The 14,104-nt window shown below is 32.4% G+C and carries 17 protein-coding genes and 2 pseudogenes; 11 read left to right on the top strand and 8 right to left on the bottom strand.

The genetic code is table 11. The features are described 5' to 3' along the window. Nucleotides 1–454 precede the first annotated feature (454 nt). The 5 genes and pseudogenes from LIZ98_RS14020 (at nt 455) to LIZ98_RS14040 (ending at nt 4,601) form a co-directional block, all read left to right on the top strand. A complete protein-coding gene (locus LIZ98_RS14020; protein ID WP_227140014.1) occupies nt 455–781 on the top strand; it encodes an ArsR/SmtB family transcription factor in 327 nt (108 codons plus the stop codon). 60 nt (nt 782–841) lie between these two features. Next, the gene (locus tag LIZ98_RS14025; protein ID WP_227140015.1) at nt 842–1,258 is read left to right on the top strand and encodes an ArsI/CadI family heavy metal resistance metalloenzyme; all 417 of its coding nucleotides are present in this window, start codon (nt 842–844) and stop codon (nt 1,256–1,258) included. A 113-nt stretch (nt 1,259–1,371) separates the two neighbouring features. After that, nucleotides 1,372–2,661 (top strand): arsenic transporter, encoded by a 1,290-nt coding sequence (locus LIZ98_RS14030; RefSeq protein ID WP_041844636.1) that lies wholly within the window; start codon nt 1,372–1,374, stop codon nt 2,659–2,661. Nucleotides 2,662–2,831: 170 nt separating this feature from the next. Continuing rightward, nucleotides 2,832–2,900: pseudogene (locus tag LIZ98_RS14035) on the top strand (arsenic metallochaperone ArsD family protein); the annotation flags it as partial. A 57-nt stretch (nt 2,901–2,957) separates the two neighbouring features. Then, nucleotides 2,958–4,601 (top strand): FAD-dependent oxidoreductase, encoded by a 1,644-nt coding sequence (locus tag LIZ98_RS14040; RefSeq protein ID WP_216408501.1) that lies wholly within the window; start codon nt 2,958–2,960, stop codon nt 4,599–4,601. A 381-nt stretch (nt 4,602–4,982) separates the two neighbouring features. Here LIZ98_RS14040 and LIZ98_RS18290 read toward each other — a convergent pair whose 3' ends face one another. Together LIZ98_RS18290 and LIZ98_RS14045 are read right to left on the bottom strand one after the other, a co-directional pair. After that, on the bottom strand, nt 4,983–5,177 hold the full coding sequence (locus tag LIZ98_RS18290) for a DUF7695 domain-containing protein (protein WP_041844631.1): 195 nt from the start codon (nt 5,175–5,177) through the stop codon (nt 4,983–4,985). Between the two features lie 300 nt (nt 5,178–5,477). Beyond that, entirely contained in the window at nt 5,478–5,831 is a 354-nt protein-coding gene (locus tag LIZ98_RS14045) for a helix-turn-helix domain-containing protein (protein ID WP_041844630.1), read from the bottom strand. 111 nt (nt 5,832–5,942) lie between these two features. On the opposite strand from LIZ98_RS14045, the gene LIZ98_RS14050 reads away from it, so the two are divergent. The 5 genes from LIZ98_RS14050 (at nt 5,943) to LIZ98_RS14070 (ending at nt 10,479) form a co-directional block, all read left to right on the top strand. Further along, nucleotides 5,943–6,536, top strand: a complete 594-nt coding sequence (locus LIZ98_RS14050; RefSeq protein WP_041844629.1) for a hypothetical protein — start codon at nt 5,943–5,945, stop codon at nt 6,534–6,536. Beyond that, entirely contained in the window at nt 6,529–6,831 is a 303-nt protein-coding gene (locus LIZ98_RS14055; RefSeq protein ID WP_041844628.1) for an HNH endonuclease, read from the top strand. Before LIZ98_RS14050 ends, LIZ98_RS14055 begins: the two co-directional genes overlap by 8 nt. Before the next feature lie 524 nt (nt 6,832–7,355). Next, the gene (locus tag LIZ98_RS14060; protein ID WP_227140016.1) at nt 7,356–7,964 is read left to right on the top strand and encodes an NAD(P)/FAD-dependent oxidoreductase; all 609 of its coding nucleotides are present in this window, start codon (nt 7,356–7,358) and stop codon (nt 7,962–7,964) included. Between the two features lie 892 nt (nt 7,965–8,856). Further along, nucleotides 8,857–10,041 (top strand): murein hydrolase activator EnvC family protein, encoded by a 1,185-nt coding sequence (locus tag LIZ98_RS14065; RefSeq protein ID WP_227140017.1) that lies wholly within the window; start codon nt 8,857–8,859, stop codon nt 10,039–10,041. A 282-nt stretch (nt 10,042–10,323) separates the two neighbouring features. Then, nucleotides 10,324–10,479, top strand: a complete 156-nt coding sequence (locus LIZ98_RS14070) for a hypothetical protein (RefSeq protein ID WP_161522406.1) — start codon at nt 10,324–10,326, stop codon at nt 10,477–10,479. 79 nt (nt 10,480–10,558) lie between these two features. On the opposite strand, the gene LIZ98_RS14075 is transcribed toward LIZ98_RS14070, so the two are convergent. The 5 genes from LIZ98_RS14075 to LIZ98_RS14090 form a co-directional block, all read right to left on the bottom strand. Beyond that, entirely contained in the window at nt 10,559–11,014 is a 456-nt protein-coding gene (locus LIZ98_RS14075; RefSeq protein WP_227140018.1) for a PH domain-containing protein, read from the bottom strand. A gap of 400 nt (nt 11,015–11,414) precedes the next feature. Next, nucleotides 11,415–11,825, bottom strand: coding sequence for a four-helix bundle copper-binding protein (locus LIZ98_RS14080; protein ID WP_052480311.1), 411 nt, complete (start codon nt 11,823–11,825; stop codon nt 11,415–11,417). Nucleotides 11,826–12,080: 255 nt separating this feature from the next. Further along, a complete protein-coding gene (locus LIZ98_RS18210) occupies nt 12,081–12,494 on the bottom strand; it encodes a CBO0543 family protein (RefSeq protein WP_052522566.1) in 414 nt (137 codons plus the stop codon). Then, nucleotides 12,395–12,640 carry a hypothetical protein gene (locus tag LIZ98_RS14085; RefSeq protein ID WP_227140019.1) on the bottom strand — a complete coding sequence of 82 codons (246 nt, stop codon included), beginning with the start codon at nt 12,638–12,640 and terminating at the stop codon, nt 12,395–12,397. Before LIZ98_RS14085 ends, LIZ98_RS18210 begins: the two co-directional genes overlap by 100 nt. Continuing rightward, on the bottom strand, nt 12,624–13,166 hold the full coding sequence (locus LIZ98_RS14090) for a hypothetical protein (RefSeq protein ID WP_108898156.1): 543 nt from the start codon (nt 13,164–13,166) through the stop codon (nt 12,624–12,626). The genes LIZ98_RS14085 and LIZ98_RS14090 overlap by 17 nt, the downstream gene beginning before the upstream one ends. A gap of 324 nt (nt 13,167–13,490) precedes the next feature. Here LIZ98_RS14090 and LIZ98_RS14095 point away from each other — a divergent pair, with 324 nt between their 5' ends. After that, complete coding sequence (locus LIZ98_RS14095) at nt 13,491–13,664, top strand: hypothetical protein (RefSeq protein WP_227092620.1); 174 nt, start codon at nt 13,491–13,493, stop codon at nt 13,662–13,664. Between the two features lie 109 nt (nt 13,665–13,773). Here the strand turns inward: LIZ98_RS14095 and LIZ98_RS14100 are convergent. Then, a pseudogene (locus LIZ98_RS14100) lies at nt 13,774–14,049 on the bottom strand (DUF302 domain-containing protein); the annotation flags it as partial. Between the last annotated feature and the right edge of the window lie 55 nt (nt 14,050–14,104).

The raw sequence follows: 14,104 nt of genomic DNA on the forward strand, positions 1-14,104 counted from the left end.
CGGTTGATTTCTCAAATGACTTTCTGCATGTGATTCGTTCAGCAGCCCCTAATTATTACTTTCATTTCGATTATTATTGGTAATTTCGGATTTTCTTTTCCTTATTCAACTTTAAGGGAAGAAGTGTTGAAGAAGAAATATATATACACCTCAGTTTTTATGGTTAGTTCAAATAAAAATGGTAGCTAGCTTAGCTACCATTTTTAAAACTGTGACTTTTTATAGTTGGAATTCTTAATATATAAATTAGCGAAAAAGGGAACAACGGTTTAGTGAAATAGTTAAAATCAATCTTTGTTAAGCAATCGGGCCATTATACGGATTGATTAAGGAGAAAACTCTAAATAATTAGAGTTACTAATAAATCAATTTTTTTTGATTAAATGAGTTGCATTTTATTGGAAATTAAATTAATATATAAACATCAAAAAAATTTGATGAAAGGAGGATATAATTGGAAGCATTAAAACCGACATTTCTACAATATGAAAAAAAATTTAAAGCCCTTGCTGATCAAAAGAGATTAGAAATCATGTATGAGCTTTGTCAAAGGGGTCAAACTTGTGTATGTGATTTAACGGAATCCTTTGGTGTATCACAATCAAAACTATCTTACCATCTTAAAATTTTATTAGATGCAGATTTAATTGTTAAACAAACAAAGGGAACTTGGAGTTATTACGATATTAATGAGAATGAAGTAAATAGCTTACTCTCTGAGGAGCTTTGTTGTATTTTTAGAAAGACTGGGAATAAAGCAGCAAATAACAGTTGTAGCTAATTTTTTCAACTTAAAATCAAACTTTTTTGATTTAAGAAATGAAGTTTGGGAGGAATTTCTATGAAATATGTTCACGTGGGGATCAATGTAACCAATTTGGAAAAATCAATTGATTTTTATCAAAAGGTGTTTGGAATCAAGCCTGTAAAAACAAAAAATGATTATGCTAAATTCTTATTAGAAGAAGTAAGATTGAATTTCACATTAAACGTTAAGAATGAAGTGAAAGGTAATCAAGTTAGCCATTTTGGGTTCCAAGTTCAGAATGCCGAAGAAGTAATTTTTCATAAAGAAAGATTAGAAAAAGAGGGGTTCTTTGCACGTGAGGAAATGAATACAACGTGTTGTTATGCTCTTCAAGATAAATTTTGGGTGACAGACCCAGATGGGAATGAATGGGAGTTTTTTTATACAAAAGAGGATAGCGAAATTAAAAAAGTTGAAGGTGACATTTGTTGTGTAGGGGAGAAAAATTAATTATCAACAAGATTACCCTCTTCGTTTAATAGGAGAGGGATAATTGGGATAAATTACTTGATTTACATCAAAGAAATTTCTTACTGTTAATTGGAGGTATTATTTTGTCGACAATGCTTATACTTGCAATATTAATTTTTGCAGCAACACTAGTCCTAGTAATTTGGCAACCAAAGGGATTAAATATTGGCTGGTCTGCAATGGGCGGAGCCATTATTGCTTTATTAGTAGGAGTGGTGGGTTTTAGTGATGTTCTTGAAGTAATTGGCATTACATGGAATGCAACGTTGTCTTTCGTTGCGATTATCCTTATTTCATTAATATTAGATGAGATTGGACTATTTGAATGGGCAGCATTGCACATGGCACGGGTAGCAAAAGGAAATGGAATAAAAATGTTTATCTATATTAGTATTCTAGGTGCGATTGTTGCTGCTTTATTCGCTAATGATGGTGCAGCGCTAATTCTTACACCAATTGTACTTGCGATGGTTCGTAATTTAAATTTCAAAGAAAAAATGATTTTTCCATTTATCATGGCAAGTGGATTTATTGCAGATACGACTTCACTGCCGTTCGTTGTAAGTAACCTAGTGAATATCGTTTCCGCAGACTTCTTTAATATTGGATTTGTCGAATATGCTTCACGAATGATAATTCCAAACTTATTTTCACTAATTGCAACTATTTCTGTGTTATTAATATATTTTAGAAAAAGCATACCGAAAAAGTACGATTTATCTAAATTAAAGGAACCAAAAGAAGCAATAAAAGATTTGAAAATGTTTCATTTATCATGGTATGTCCTTGCTGTATTAGTAATTGGTTACTTTACTAGTGAATTTATTAATGTACCAGTATCCATTATTGCGGGGATCATCGCTTTATTCTTCTTAATCATGGGAAGACGTAGTGCTGCTGTTAATACGAAAGAAGTTATTAAAGGCGCTCCGTGGAATATTGTATTTTTCTCAATTGGGATGTATGTGGTTGTCTATGGATTAGGGAATGCCGGACTCACATCTGCACTAGCTAGTGTTATTCAATCAGTGGCTGAACAAGGGTTATTTGTTGCTACAGTTGTAATGGGGTTTATTGCTGCTTTCCTATCGTCTATTATGAATAATATGCCAACGGTAATGATTGACGCTTTGGCTATTGCTGAAACAAATACATCTGGTGTATTAAGAGAAGCACTTGTTTATGCGAATGTGGTTGGGTCAGATTTAGGTCCAAAAATCACACCAATTGGTTCCTTGGCAACCTTAGTATGGCTCCATGTATTATCTCAAAAAGGGGTTAAGATTTCATGGGGAACCTATTTTAAGACTGGGATCGTTTTAACTATACCAATTCTATTTATAACATTAGTAGGTCTTTATTTAACACTTGTACTATTTTAAAAAGGCGAATGAAATATAGCCAAAAAGGCAATTTACTTTTTATGTACAGGAGATTCATGCCAAAGCCAAATGGCTGATGGTTTGGACGAAAAAATTGATTATACACGAGGCTTACCTTCTTGATTTTTATATAAGTATATTACTATAAGCGAATAAAGGAGTTGTTAATGATGAAAAAAGTAGAAATTTTTGATCCAGCAATGTGGTGTTCAACAGGTGTTTGTGGTCCAAGTGTTGATTGAGATTCATAGTTACTATTATTGAACATCATGATAACATTTGGAGGAATTCGTAATATGAAAATAATTATTATTGGTTCAGTTGCAGCAGGTACATCAGTTGCAGCAAAAGCACGTAGAAATGATGAGGATGCTGAAATAACGTTATATAATGCGGACTACGATATCTCTTACTCTATATGTGGGATACCATACTTTCTAGGTGGAGAAGTAGATGAGCTAGAGACATTAACACCAAGGAGTGCGGCATGGTTTAAAGTGCGTTACAACGTTGATATACATACACGTCATGAGGTAACGTCAATCAATCCAGAAAAGAAAACTGTAATTGTAAAAAATTTAGATACAAATGAAACAAAGGAAGATCACTACGACACGTTAGTATTTGCAACTGGGGCAACACCAATTACTCCAAAAATTGATGGTGTTGATAGGAAGCATGTTTTCCATGTACGCACCATTCAAAACACTGCTGCAATTAATGAGTTTATGAATTTAAACAATCCGAAAAAAGTAACCATTATAGGTGCTGGATTCATTGGGCTTGAAATGGCAGAGCAACTAACCCATAAAGGTTTAGATGTTACAATCGTACAGCGAAGCAACCAAATTATGCCTCATCTAGATAAAGATATGGCATTCAGAGTGGAAGAACATCTAAGGAATAATGGTGTAAAATTGTTATTGAATGAAGAAGCCAGTGTCATTACAGAAAAAGCAGTAGAAACAAAAAGTGGAAAAATGATTGATTCTGAGATAGTAATTTTAGCGACAGGTGTGAAACCGAACACCAAATTAGCTACAGAAATAGGAATTGAAATTGGCTCATCTGGAGCTATTAAAGTAAACAATAAAATGCAAACCAATCTCCCAGATGTTTATGCTGTTGGTGATGTGGCAGAAAGCTTTTCTTTAATAACCGGAAAACCGATTTATCGTCCATTAGGTTCCACGGCAAATAAGATGGGGCGTATCGCTGGTGATGTCATTACAGGTGGCGACTTAGAACATAAAGGAATTTTAGGTACTGGGATTCTAAGGGTGTTTGATTTAACTGTAGGATATACTGGCCTAAGCGAAAAAGAGGCATTAGCTGAAGGCTTCGATATTGAAGTTCTTCATAATATTAAACCTGCCAGAGCTGATTATCTTGGAGGAAAAGAGTTAGTAATTAAAGCCATTGCAGATAGAAAGACGAGCCAAATTCTAGGTGTGCAAATTATTGGTGAAGAAGGTGTCGATAAGCGAATTGATGTATTTGTAACAGCAATTTCATTTAAAGCAAGGGCAGGAGATTTATTTCATTTAGATTTAGCGTACGCACCACCATTTAGTACGACAAAGGATCCTGTTATGTATACAGGGATGGCTTTACAAAACGCAATTGATAAGAAGAATAGACTGATTACCCCACAAGAATTAACAGATAGAATTGAAAGTGGGGAGAAATTCCAAATCATTGATACCCGTGCAACGAAGCAGTATGAAGTATCTAATGTAGATGGAGCAATTAATATTCCACTAGCAAAATTACGTTCAGAGGCTCAAAATTTAGATCCTAATCTACCTACAGTCACATACTGTAATTCGGGTGTTACTGGCAATGCAGCCCAGAATGTATTAAGAAACTTGGGCTTTAAAGAAGTATTTAACCTTTCCGGTGGGAATAAGAATTATCAAAGTTTTAATAATGGAAAATAATATAATTAAAAAGGCTGATAATAAAAGGACGATTATGAAGACAATACTTCCTAAGTTTTTCCACTATAGGGTGCAAGATTCGGGTAAAGATGGACTGCTTCAGCAGTCCATTTTTCTTGCTTTAGGAGTCCCTGAGTTTTATCAACTATATCTTTTCAACAAATGATACTTTAAGTAGTTAGTTTGTGATTAAATGTACTAAAACTACTGGATGCTATAGCAAAAAAATGAGACTGTAGAAAAGGGAAGGAACTCAATATAATATTGTATGATAGAGCTTACATAGCTCTTGTGTGAAAGGACTGTTTAGTTTTAATAAAAATCTTGAGTCTTCCTTCTCCTATTCAGTGGACATACCGACTTAATACATATCTTTTTAATTCATTCATATTCAGATAATTCCTCGTAATGTAGTTCTGGTGGATTTGAACCATAAACACGTTTTGCATAATCTAATCCACCATCGATACCCACAGTCCCACATTTACATTTTTGAAAGTCATTTGTACTTTTGGATTCTATAATGTCTCCACAATGTTTACAACGAATTCGGTTTCTCTTTAGTTTCTTTTGCATTCTTTCTCAAACCGCCTTTTCCCATAAGTATATATTAAATGAATATAAAGAATAAAGTTTAAGAAGCTTCACCGTCAGGTAATATTAAAAACATCTTCTACTTCTTTAATTGAATACCCTTAACAAACAAAATTTGCAGTATTAGTTAATAAGGTAATCCAATACCAACATTTATTTTTACCGATATATTCTTAGTTTTATTAAATATAAAAAAGAGGAAATGCTAGGACATTTCCTCTTTTTATACTTTCTAATAGTAAATAATATTATTATACAGCTGATGTATGAAAATAAAATTTATTACTTTTGTGAATCAATTAAGGTAAGTATATCTTTAGTAATGTTATGTATTAATTTGATCTCTTCGATATTTCTAGTTTGAAGTAAACTTTTGTGAATTGAAATTACTTGATTTACATTATTTTTGTCTAATGTATCTATTTCTTTAAAACTAAAAAAGGACTCTGGTGATATATCCAACGAATTGATTATTTTTTCTAACGTCAGCAGAGAAATATTTCTTTCACCCCGTTCAACCCCTCCTATATAGGAATATTGGAGATCAGACTTATCGGCCAATTGTTCCTGAGTTAAACCTTGCTCTTTTCTATGAAACTTTACTTTATCCCCAACTAACTTTAAAAAATCTGACATCTTATCACCTCTGAATTCTAGCTTAAAGAAGTAAATCTCATAAATTAAGATGCATATATTATAAAAAAAGGAAGAAACTGTACTTATAAGTATCATTTGGAGGGGAAGATTATGACACTTTTTAATGCAGAAGTGAAAATTAGAGGTAATAGACCACTACTATTCAATAACTTTACAATTGATTCTATTCCACTAGTCAAAAGGGAAAAGGAGGGTGTTGCAGGAAATAATCCAGAAGAGTGGAGAAAAAGTTACAAAGTAACTAAAGAAGGACAATTATACCTAACCTCTGATTACATTTTTTCATGCATAAGAGCAGGAGCAAAGCACACACCATATGGACGTGGAACTATGGAACCTGTTGTATCCGCCACATTGCAAGTAATAACGGACAAAGTATTGTTGAATAGATTTGTCTATGATGAAAATGAATTAACTAAAGATAGCACTGAAGAGGTCTATATAGACGTAAGACCAGTTTCAAGAAGGGGTGTAAAAAATATAAGATATCGTTTAGCGACTTCAGTTGGATGGGAAACTAAGTTTAATATTATATGGGACAATTCGTTAATAAGCAGAAATCAAATGGAATCTATTTGCATTGATGCTGGTGCTTTTGCAGGATTGGGGGATGGTAGAAAAATTGGTTATGGTCGATTTGAAGTAATGGACTTTAATGTTTGGGAGGAAAAATTAAATGCCTAAGAAAAGGATGCCTTCTGAAACGTGGTATAAAAATATTAGACCTATTATTTGGAATAGGGATAAAGGTCAATGTATTCGTTGCAGAGAAGAAGTAAGTCTAAAAAAATGTCATATTGATCATATAAGAAGTGGTGTGTTTGCAAATAACAAGTTATCTAATCTAAGAACTTTATGTTATAAATGCCATGTGTTAAGGGCGGATACCAAACATAGGGGGATGGTTCAAAGAGCCTTGAAAAAAGAGATAATTCCACCAAATTGGAGAGAATTAATTTGGGAAGATGTAAAAAATTGAAACGGATGTAATAGACATCCGTACAATAAGGGTGACCTCCTTATTGCTGATGATATAGGTCAATATGGTGCGGTTCGGCCCGGTATGGCAAGCTTTGGTAGGGCAAGGTACGATACGGTTCGGTAAGGTAAGGTACGGGAATATTAAGGGTATTAAATCCTAACCATTATAACGATATAGTGCATGTTTCTTATATCAATAACTAATTTGAATTTTATATTTTATATTTTATAGTCACCTTATTTACTATTTATATTTGTAGAATTTATTTAATAATTTGGTAATATAGAGGTTTTTTCTAGTTCTGGACTAGATAATCTGTTATTCTAGTCTTCTTAAAAAATAAGAGCCAAGCTCCCTATAAACACCAAACTTGAAATGTAATATATAATAGCAGGAGAATGGTAAAGATATTGGATTTCATTACATATATTAGTGGGTGTGGTAATCTTTGTAGGAGAACATTTTTTTTGAAGGTATATTTTATTTTATTGAAATGAATGTGAGAAAAGGGGAGAAATAACATGGAAAATAAAGTTAAACTCGCTGTAAATGGGGGGATAGGGTTTGGTGCAAAACTCAATTTAAAACAACTTATGACCATTTCAAAACACATAGATATGGAAGGAGAAATTGAGTTAACCACCTTTCAACAACTCTATATAGAGATTCAAGAAGATAAAAAAGATGAAGTGATTAAGGAATTTGAAAGTGTTGGTTTAAAATGCTACCCAGTTGAAGATTACGTAAAAAGTTTGAGAACCTGCAATTTTTGTAAAGGGGAAGAAAGGGAAGGAATGCCAGTGGCAAAAGAGTTAAATCGCCGTATTGCAGGAAAACCTGTTCCATTTACCCTGAAAGTTGCTTATACAGGCTGTCCAATTGGTTGTGGTGAACCAATGCTGAGTGACATAGGTGTTATGAAGTATAAAGATCATTATAATCTTTATGTTGGTGGAAAGGCGAAAGGAAGGGATGCTGAGGTTGGTACTTTATTGAGAGAAAATTTAACACCAGAAGAATTATACGATACAGTTGAAAAAGTCATTGCTACATATACTGAAAATGGTAAAAAACGAGAGCCTTTCTATAAATTTTTAAAACGGTTAGGTAAAGAACATTTATTAAGTTAATAATAAATAGTGGGAAAATTTTATCGTCTGGTTCAATAGTAGTGAAATAATACTAAACTAGGATTATATATTAAAAAAATCATGCTTCCGATTACAAAAATATCATAGAGTTGTTCGGTTAAACAAAATATTAGGATGTTTTGCAATTAGTTCAAATAAATTGGTGGACTATCTAAATACAGGGCAATAGAAAAGTATCGGGCGGAAGTTTGCCCGATTTTTTTACTTTCTCAATAAATCATTAATTGTATCCGCTTTACGAAAAAATGGAAGATATTATATGGGACCTCTTTCAAACCCATCTATATAAATTTGATTAAATGGACCAATGTCAGTCAGCCCGATTGATACCGTATTGTTTTTAAAATTCGCCCTTTTTTGGCTATAGATTGAAACCGCCTATTCAATATAATCACAATTGCTGATTGTAGGAGCTTTATAGCTTACATCAACATCTATATACCCAATACAGTAAGATTTTATATCTATTTGCGAAATTGTAAAGACTCTCCCTTTTTTCTTCATCCAGCTTTTTTAATCATTTTCGGTGGTCACTACAACTGTCATCTAATCCACCTCCCTTTTAATTTTGTTTTTATTAAATATATTATTACATATAAAGCTTTCCATTAGCCCTCTTTGTTCTGGATTATGGGTTACAGTGGAATTATGGAGAAATTTTATAGTAAAACAATCTGATGTAATAATATCGAAAAATATATGTATTTGTTCAGTAATCAACATTTAAAAAAATACACTTTAAATCATAAAAATCTGCAAAATTGTTTGTGATAATCTCTCTATCAACAAGAATATTGGTGGAACTATAAGGGGAAAAAACAGAAGTATAGATTAGTAGATCAAACAATTTTTTGCAGAAGGAGTAGAAATAATGAAAAGAATTATTGGAATAGTTTCAGTGTTATTAATATTAACGGTAATATTTTTTCAGAGTCCAAATATTTACGCGTCTAAACTATCAGAAGTTAATACGGAATTTGACGATGCAACAGAAGAACTGGAGGATATAAAAAATCAACAAGCTGCATTAAAAGTAGAAATGCAAAATATGAATAAAAAAATACAAGAAACAGTTCAACAAATTATAGATAATGAAACAGCAATAAATGAAAAAGATAAAGAAATTGCCCAATTAAAAGTTGAAATTGATGAAATTCAAAAACGAATTGAAAAACGGGATGAAATTCTAAAAAAACGGATTCATGCTATTCAAGCAAACGGTGGGAAAATCGGTTATCTAGAAGTTTTACTTGGTTCTCAAAGTTTTAACGATTTTATTAGTAGAGCAAATTTGGTAACTACTATTATCCAAGCAGATAAAAATATCCTTGATGAGAAAATGGAAGATTATGAGAGTTTGGAAAATAAGAACAAACAAGTTGAGAAAGAACGCCAAGAGCTAGTATCACTTCAATCGGTATTAGAACAAAAAAAGAAAAATCTTGAATATAAAAAAGAACAGAAAAATAAAATTTTGGATCAGCTTGAGATTGAAGCAGATGAACAAGAAGAATATGTGATGGATTTAGAGGAGCAGCAACAATTACTAGCTGAACAAAAAGTTGCTATTGAAAAGGCAAAAGGAAAGGAAAATTCGAATGATACTGTAACAAATTCAAAAGAGTCTTCTGGTAAATCTTCTACAAATGTTTCATCATCAGGAGACTTTATCAACCCATCAGCGGGGGTAGTTACGAGCGAATTTGGACCACGGTGGGGGAGTATGCATGACGGAATAGATGTAGCTGCTGGAGAAGGGACTCCTATATACGCTGCAGCATCTGGTGTTGTCTCAAGATCGTATTATTCTAATTCATATGGAAATGTTATATTTATAACCCATAGTGTTAACGGAAAAACTTATCAGACCGTTTATGCACATCTATCATCACGTGCTGTGAGTAAAGGACAGGTTGTTCAACAAGGGCAATATATTGGTGGAATGGGTAACACAGGAAATTCAAGCGGGACCCACCTTCATTTTGAAATTCACGAAGGAGAATGGAATATTTCTAAATCAAATGCTGTGGATCCACGTAGGTACATTAATTTCTGATAGATTTATATTTTTACACTTAAAAACGATAAAATATAATGAACCATAAACTACTACATTTAAAGTTTTTGGTTCATTTTTTTGTCCACCAATAAAATTTTTTCTAGTACCTTACAAACTATGTCACATTTACTAAGTGGATCATAATTATATTTTAAATCAGAGGTTACTTCTTTATTTTATAAAGAAAATCCATTTTATCATCATACTTTCTCCATAAAAAATCCATAGTTTATTAATATCTTAAAAGTGTAGAACATTATCTGGATAGGAGTGAATGGTATGGAGTGGTTACAATGGTTGATCCTTTTAATTGCTTTAATATGTCCGCTTTCGATGATATTTGGACACGGACATGATCATCATAAAAATAAAGCACATAATCATGAAAATAATAATGGACATAATCACGGAAATCACAGAGGAGGTTGTCATTAGAATAGAGGAACAAACTATGTTTATCAAAATAAGCGCTGAAAAAAGCTGACGAAATTTGTCAGCTTTTTTAGCATCCATTTTATCGTTTCAGTAAGAAATAACCATCTTTATACGGTGTTACGACCACTTCACTATCAGGACTTAAACAAGGTACACCACCATTCATGTCGTGTATTGTTAATCCTCGAATAGTTTCTCCATTGGACAACTCTATATTATTCCAACAGTGGTAATAACCATAAATATCTGGCTCGCATACTTCATCTGTTAATACAGTGCCTTTTAACGGCTCATTTATTACTCCTTCGACCATTTGAATTGCAAATACATCGTTTATTCCATTTTTTGCAAAAATCTTAGTATTATCCTGAGTAATCTCTTGTGGTAGATTTCCTTCTCCTAAAACTAACTGTTTTTCTAAATCCTCCATTTTCATTTGTTCTTTATCTGTTTGGCTAAACGCCATAGCAGAAAATATGATGCCTATAACTGCGGCGAATCCTATAAAACTCCATATTAATTTATTTTTCTTCAAAACTATAACACTCCTTGAAAATTTGGATAACCTAATAGGTTAATTTTACTTCTAAAGTATGCATTATTTGTGCATCTTTTTAAAAAAGAAAAGAACATTTAATAAAATTTCATATTTGATGAATTAGATGGGAAAATGGAACATCCCATAAATATGTAGAGTTTTCTTGCTTATATAAGGAGTTGGTTAATTGGATTTTGAACAAATATTTTAATTTAAGTAAAATGACAAAAAGTTACTTTCTAACGCGTATCTTTACTTGAAGATAAAAGCAATAAGGCATGTTTGTACCAAATTTTGTTTTTATTAAGTGCTGTCAACAAAGTTTGAATAATTAACATTGTAGACAGCACTTTTCATTATATACCATAAGAATATGAAAGAATTACTTATTGAAAATTTATGCAGCTCTTGCAAAAGAACGACACTCTTGTGCGCAATGATAACAGACCTGTGCGCAATGTTGTGAATGACGGTCATTAAACTTAGAACACTCATTTCCACATGCTTCACAAATTTGTGCGCAAATCTGTGCCATCATTTTATTCAAATGACTATTTCTTGCAATAAAACTAGCTGTTACATGACAAATATCCGCGCAATCACGTAATAATTGTAGTTGAAGTCTCCGATTATTCATTTCCTCATGGTTAGTTAAGTGAGTTATCATATGATCGCAAGTTGTAGCACAATGTTGAATTATATTAATCAAATTTGTGGGGTGCATCGTTGCCATAGAATGACTCATATTCGTACCTACAGTTGCCATCGTTCCGGGTAAAGAAATATCCATCGTATTCATGTTATACATTGATGATCCTCCTTGTTTCATTCGTTTTGGGAAAACTCGATGTATCTTATGTTTAGGACAAATAACAGGAAACGATGGTATTTGCCTATTTTTGAAATAATTAAATATAGTAATGTATATACTATAGTGAAATTTGTGAAGACAATAAAAAATTAACTTATATTGTAGGTATATAATAAAATCCGTCCCATTGATAAAAAATGCACAGATTTGCCACTTTGAATATGAAAATTTATTGGGTTATCTTAATAGGGACTATTTATAAACCCTTTCAAATGAATCCCTTTTGGTTAACCAATCACAAAATATAAAAATAATAGCATAAATAGGAACAGAGTAGATATATTCCCATCCTGTCATAACATAGTAACCAGTCCATACAAAAAAAGGCTCGCCTACAAATGCAGTTAGTAAGCCATAAAACACCCCTTTTTTCCATGAAGCTATATGTGGCTTTGCCTGAATTAAAAACATAACACTGACAGGTAATAAACACAGATTGTATGGAAACCACGCAGGAATAGACGGGGTAAGTTTACCGGTATAATACCATAATCCAAGAGCAGATCCTATATAACAAGGATTACAGAAATCAGCATAGCAAAAGCACCTGCATATAAAAGACGGTGGGTACTTTCTTTTTTTCGATAAAAAAACCAAAATATCCAAGTACCTACTGATATAATTAATGATATCCACCAATCCAAATGTAAAAACACATCATCAAGCCATATTTTAGTGTATTCCGCATGAAGGTGTTGGAATTGGTTTATTAAGTTTTCTAATTTTCCCCTTTCTTCAACCTTTTCTACCATGCTCATCAACCTTTAGTTTGCTTTGCAATTTTTCTAGCAAATGACCTGCAAATCCAACAATTATTCCCAAAAATATTCCATTAAATACAGGACTGGATAACACCTTGAAAAGTAATATATGATCAAGAAAATAATGATGCCAGTAAACTCCTAAATTCATTCCAACAACTAACCCGATACAAAAGCCCGTCAGATAAACCTTTTCAGGAGGTTCTTTTCCCTCTTTCTGATAATTCATTACTATTGCTCTGTTATATGCTTGCCAAATGGAAAAGCCATATAGAGAGGGGTAAAATAGCCCCCAATGATAATTAACGACATCATGTGCTTTTATAAAGTCACCATGAAAAGAGTGATGAATAGATGGATTTAAATTTGATAATGTATTTATCGTGAATTCACTTGCCAAAAGCATAAATCCAAATGTATATTGTCCGTTATAAAGCTGCCCAAACCCAACCATCGTTACTGACCATAAAAATGCAGCAACAGGTGATTTGTATTCATTATTTTGTTTTTTTCTCAAATTGAACATTTCTTTCTACATAAGTGATGGTAATTTTATATTAAGTCTTGCCTCTGTATCTATATATTAAAACAATTTCTGGAATTCCCTGTCTAAGTTTGATTAGTTATAAACTTGCTAAATGTATAATCTAGTGACCGTATTAATATTATCTGAAAACAAAATTGACTGTTTTTCGTTACAATTTTTAGGAAAATAAACTTGGTGTACTAATCAAGAAAATTTTTTGGAAACTTTTGCTGTACCAAAAACATTTGGGCATTCTAAAAATGTAAATGTCAAATTTCATTATTTCGATAAAAAAATGATAAACGAGGGATGAGAATGAATTTTAGTGATGTTGAATATTTGTTAGGAAAAAGAGTGAGGGTAGCCCGTAGAGAATTAAAAGATAGTTTGGTCGAACGTTTTAAAAACCCTATAGTTCATAAAGAAATCCACGGGGATAAAGTGTATGTTCCATTAGACTTAAACAGGATATGGGATAAAACATATTAATGGAATCGCAAAATACTTATGAACTATATTTTTAACACATTAGCTATAAGTCTCCCAGCTATAACGGTATTGCGTTTTGAGAAGGGAGACTTCTGGCTAATAGTTAAATTTATTTACTTTTTTCTAACACCGCAATAAGTATTTTTTCTATATCTTCGGCAATTGATATTAATTTAGGTTCGTCTAGTAGTCCAATCATCGCCGTAGGTTTTGGAAGCCCAATTTTGACATTCCCATTACTTTCATAAACGACGATTTTACATGGCAAAAAATAACCGACTAGTTGATTGTGACCAAGAACATGAGCAGCCTCTACAGGGTTGCAAACTTCAAGGATATAATATGGGGTAGTATAACTGTTGACACCTTTTTCTTGGAGTTTTGCTCCCGACTTTGACAGTAAAACGATAAAAAAGTGGCTAAGAACCTATTGAAACTAA

This window comes from Caldibacillus sp. 210928-DFI.2.18 (assembly GCF_020554505.1).
Classification (GTDB): Bacteria; Bacillota; Bacilli; order Bacillales; family Caldibacillaceae; genus Caldifermentibacillus; species Caldifermentibacillus hisashii.

What these genes read in the sequence shown, in the direction of transcription:
- LIZ98_RS14085 (WP_227140019.1), bottom strand. Translation starts at nt 12,640, where the DNA reads ATGGTAGAAAAGGTTGAAGAAAGGGGAAAATTAGAAAACTTAATAAAC.
- LIZ98_RS14070 (WP_161522406.1), top strand. Translation starts at nt 10,324, where the DNA reads ATGGAGTGGTTACAATGGTTGATCCTTTTAATTGCTTTAATATGTCCG.
- LIZ98_RS14050 (WP_041844629.1), top strand. Translation starts at nt 5,943, where the DNA reads ATGACACTTTTTAATGCAGAAGTGAAAATTAGAGGTAATAGACCACTA.
- LIZ98_RS14055 (WP_041844628.1), top strand. Translation starts at nt 6,529, where the DNA reads ATGCCTAAGAAAAGGATGCCTTCTGAAACGTGGTATAAAAATATTAGA.
- LIZ98_RS14045 (WP_041844630.1), bottom strand. Translation starts at nt 5,831, where the DNA reads ATGTCAGATTTTTTAAAGTTAGTTGGGGATAAAGTAAAGTTTCATAGA.
- LIZ98_RS14030 (WP_041844636.1), top strand. Translation starts at nt 1,372, where the DNA reads ATGCTTATACTTGCAATATTAATTTTTGCAGCAACACTAGTCCTAGTA.
- LIZ98_RS14080 (WP_052480311.1), bottom strand. Translation starts at nt 11,825, where the DNA reads ATGTATAACATGAATACGATGGATATTTCTTTACCCGGAACGATGGCA.
- LIZ98_RS18290 (WP_041844631.1), bottom strand. Translation starts at nt 5,177, where the DNA reads ATGCAAAAGAAACTAAAGAGAAACCGAATTCGTTGTAAACATTGTGGA.
- LIZ98_RS14060 (WP_227140016.1), top strand. Translation starts at nt 7,356, where the DNA reads ATGGAAAATAAAGTTAAACTCGCTGTAAATGGGGGGATAGGGTTTGGT.
- LIZ98_RS14025 (WP_227140015.1), top strand. Translation starts at nt 842, where the DNA reads ATGAAATATGTTCACGTGGGGATCAATGTAACCAATTTGGAAAAATCA.
- LIZ98_RS14065 (WP_227140017.1), top strand. Translation starts at nt 8,857, where the DNA reads ATGAAAAGAATTATTGGAATAGTTTCAGTGTTATTAATATTAACGGTA.
- LIZ98_RS14040 (WP_216408501.1), top strand. Translation starts at nt 2,958, where the DNA reads ATGAAAATAATTATTATTGGTTCAGTTGCAGCAGGTACATCAGTTGCA.
- LIZ98_RS14095 (WP_227092620.1), top strand. Translation starts at nt 13,491, where the DNA reads ATGAATTTTAGTGATGTTGAATATTTGTTAGGAAAAAGAGTGAGGGTA.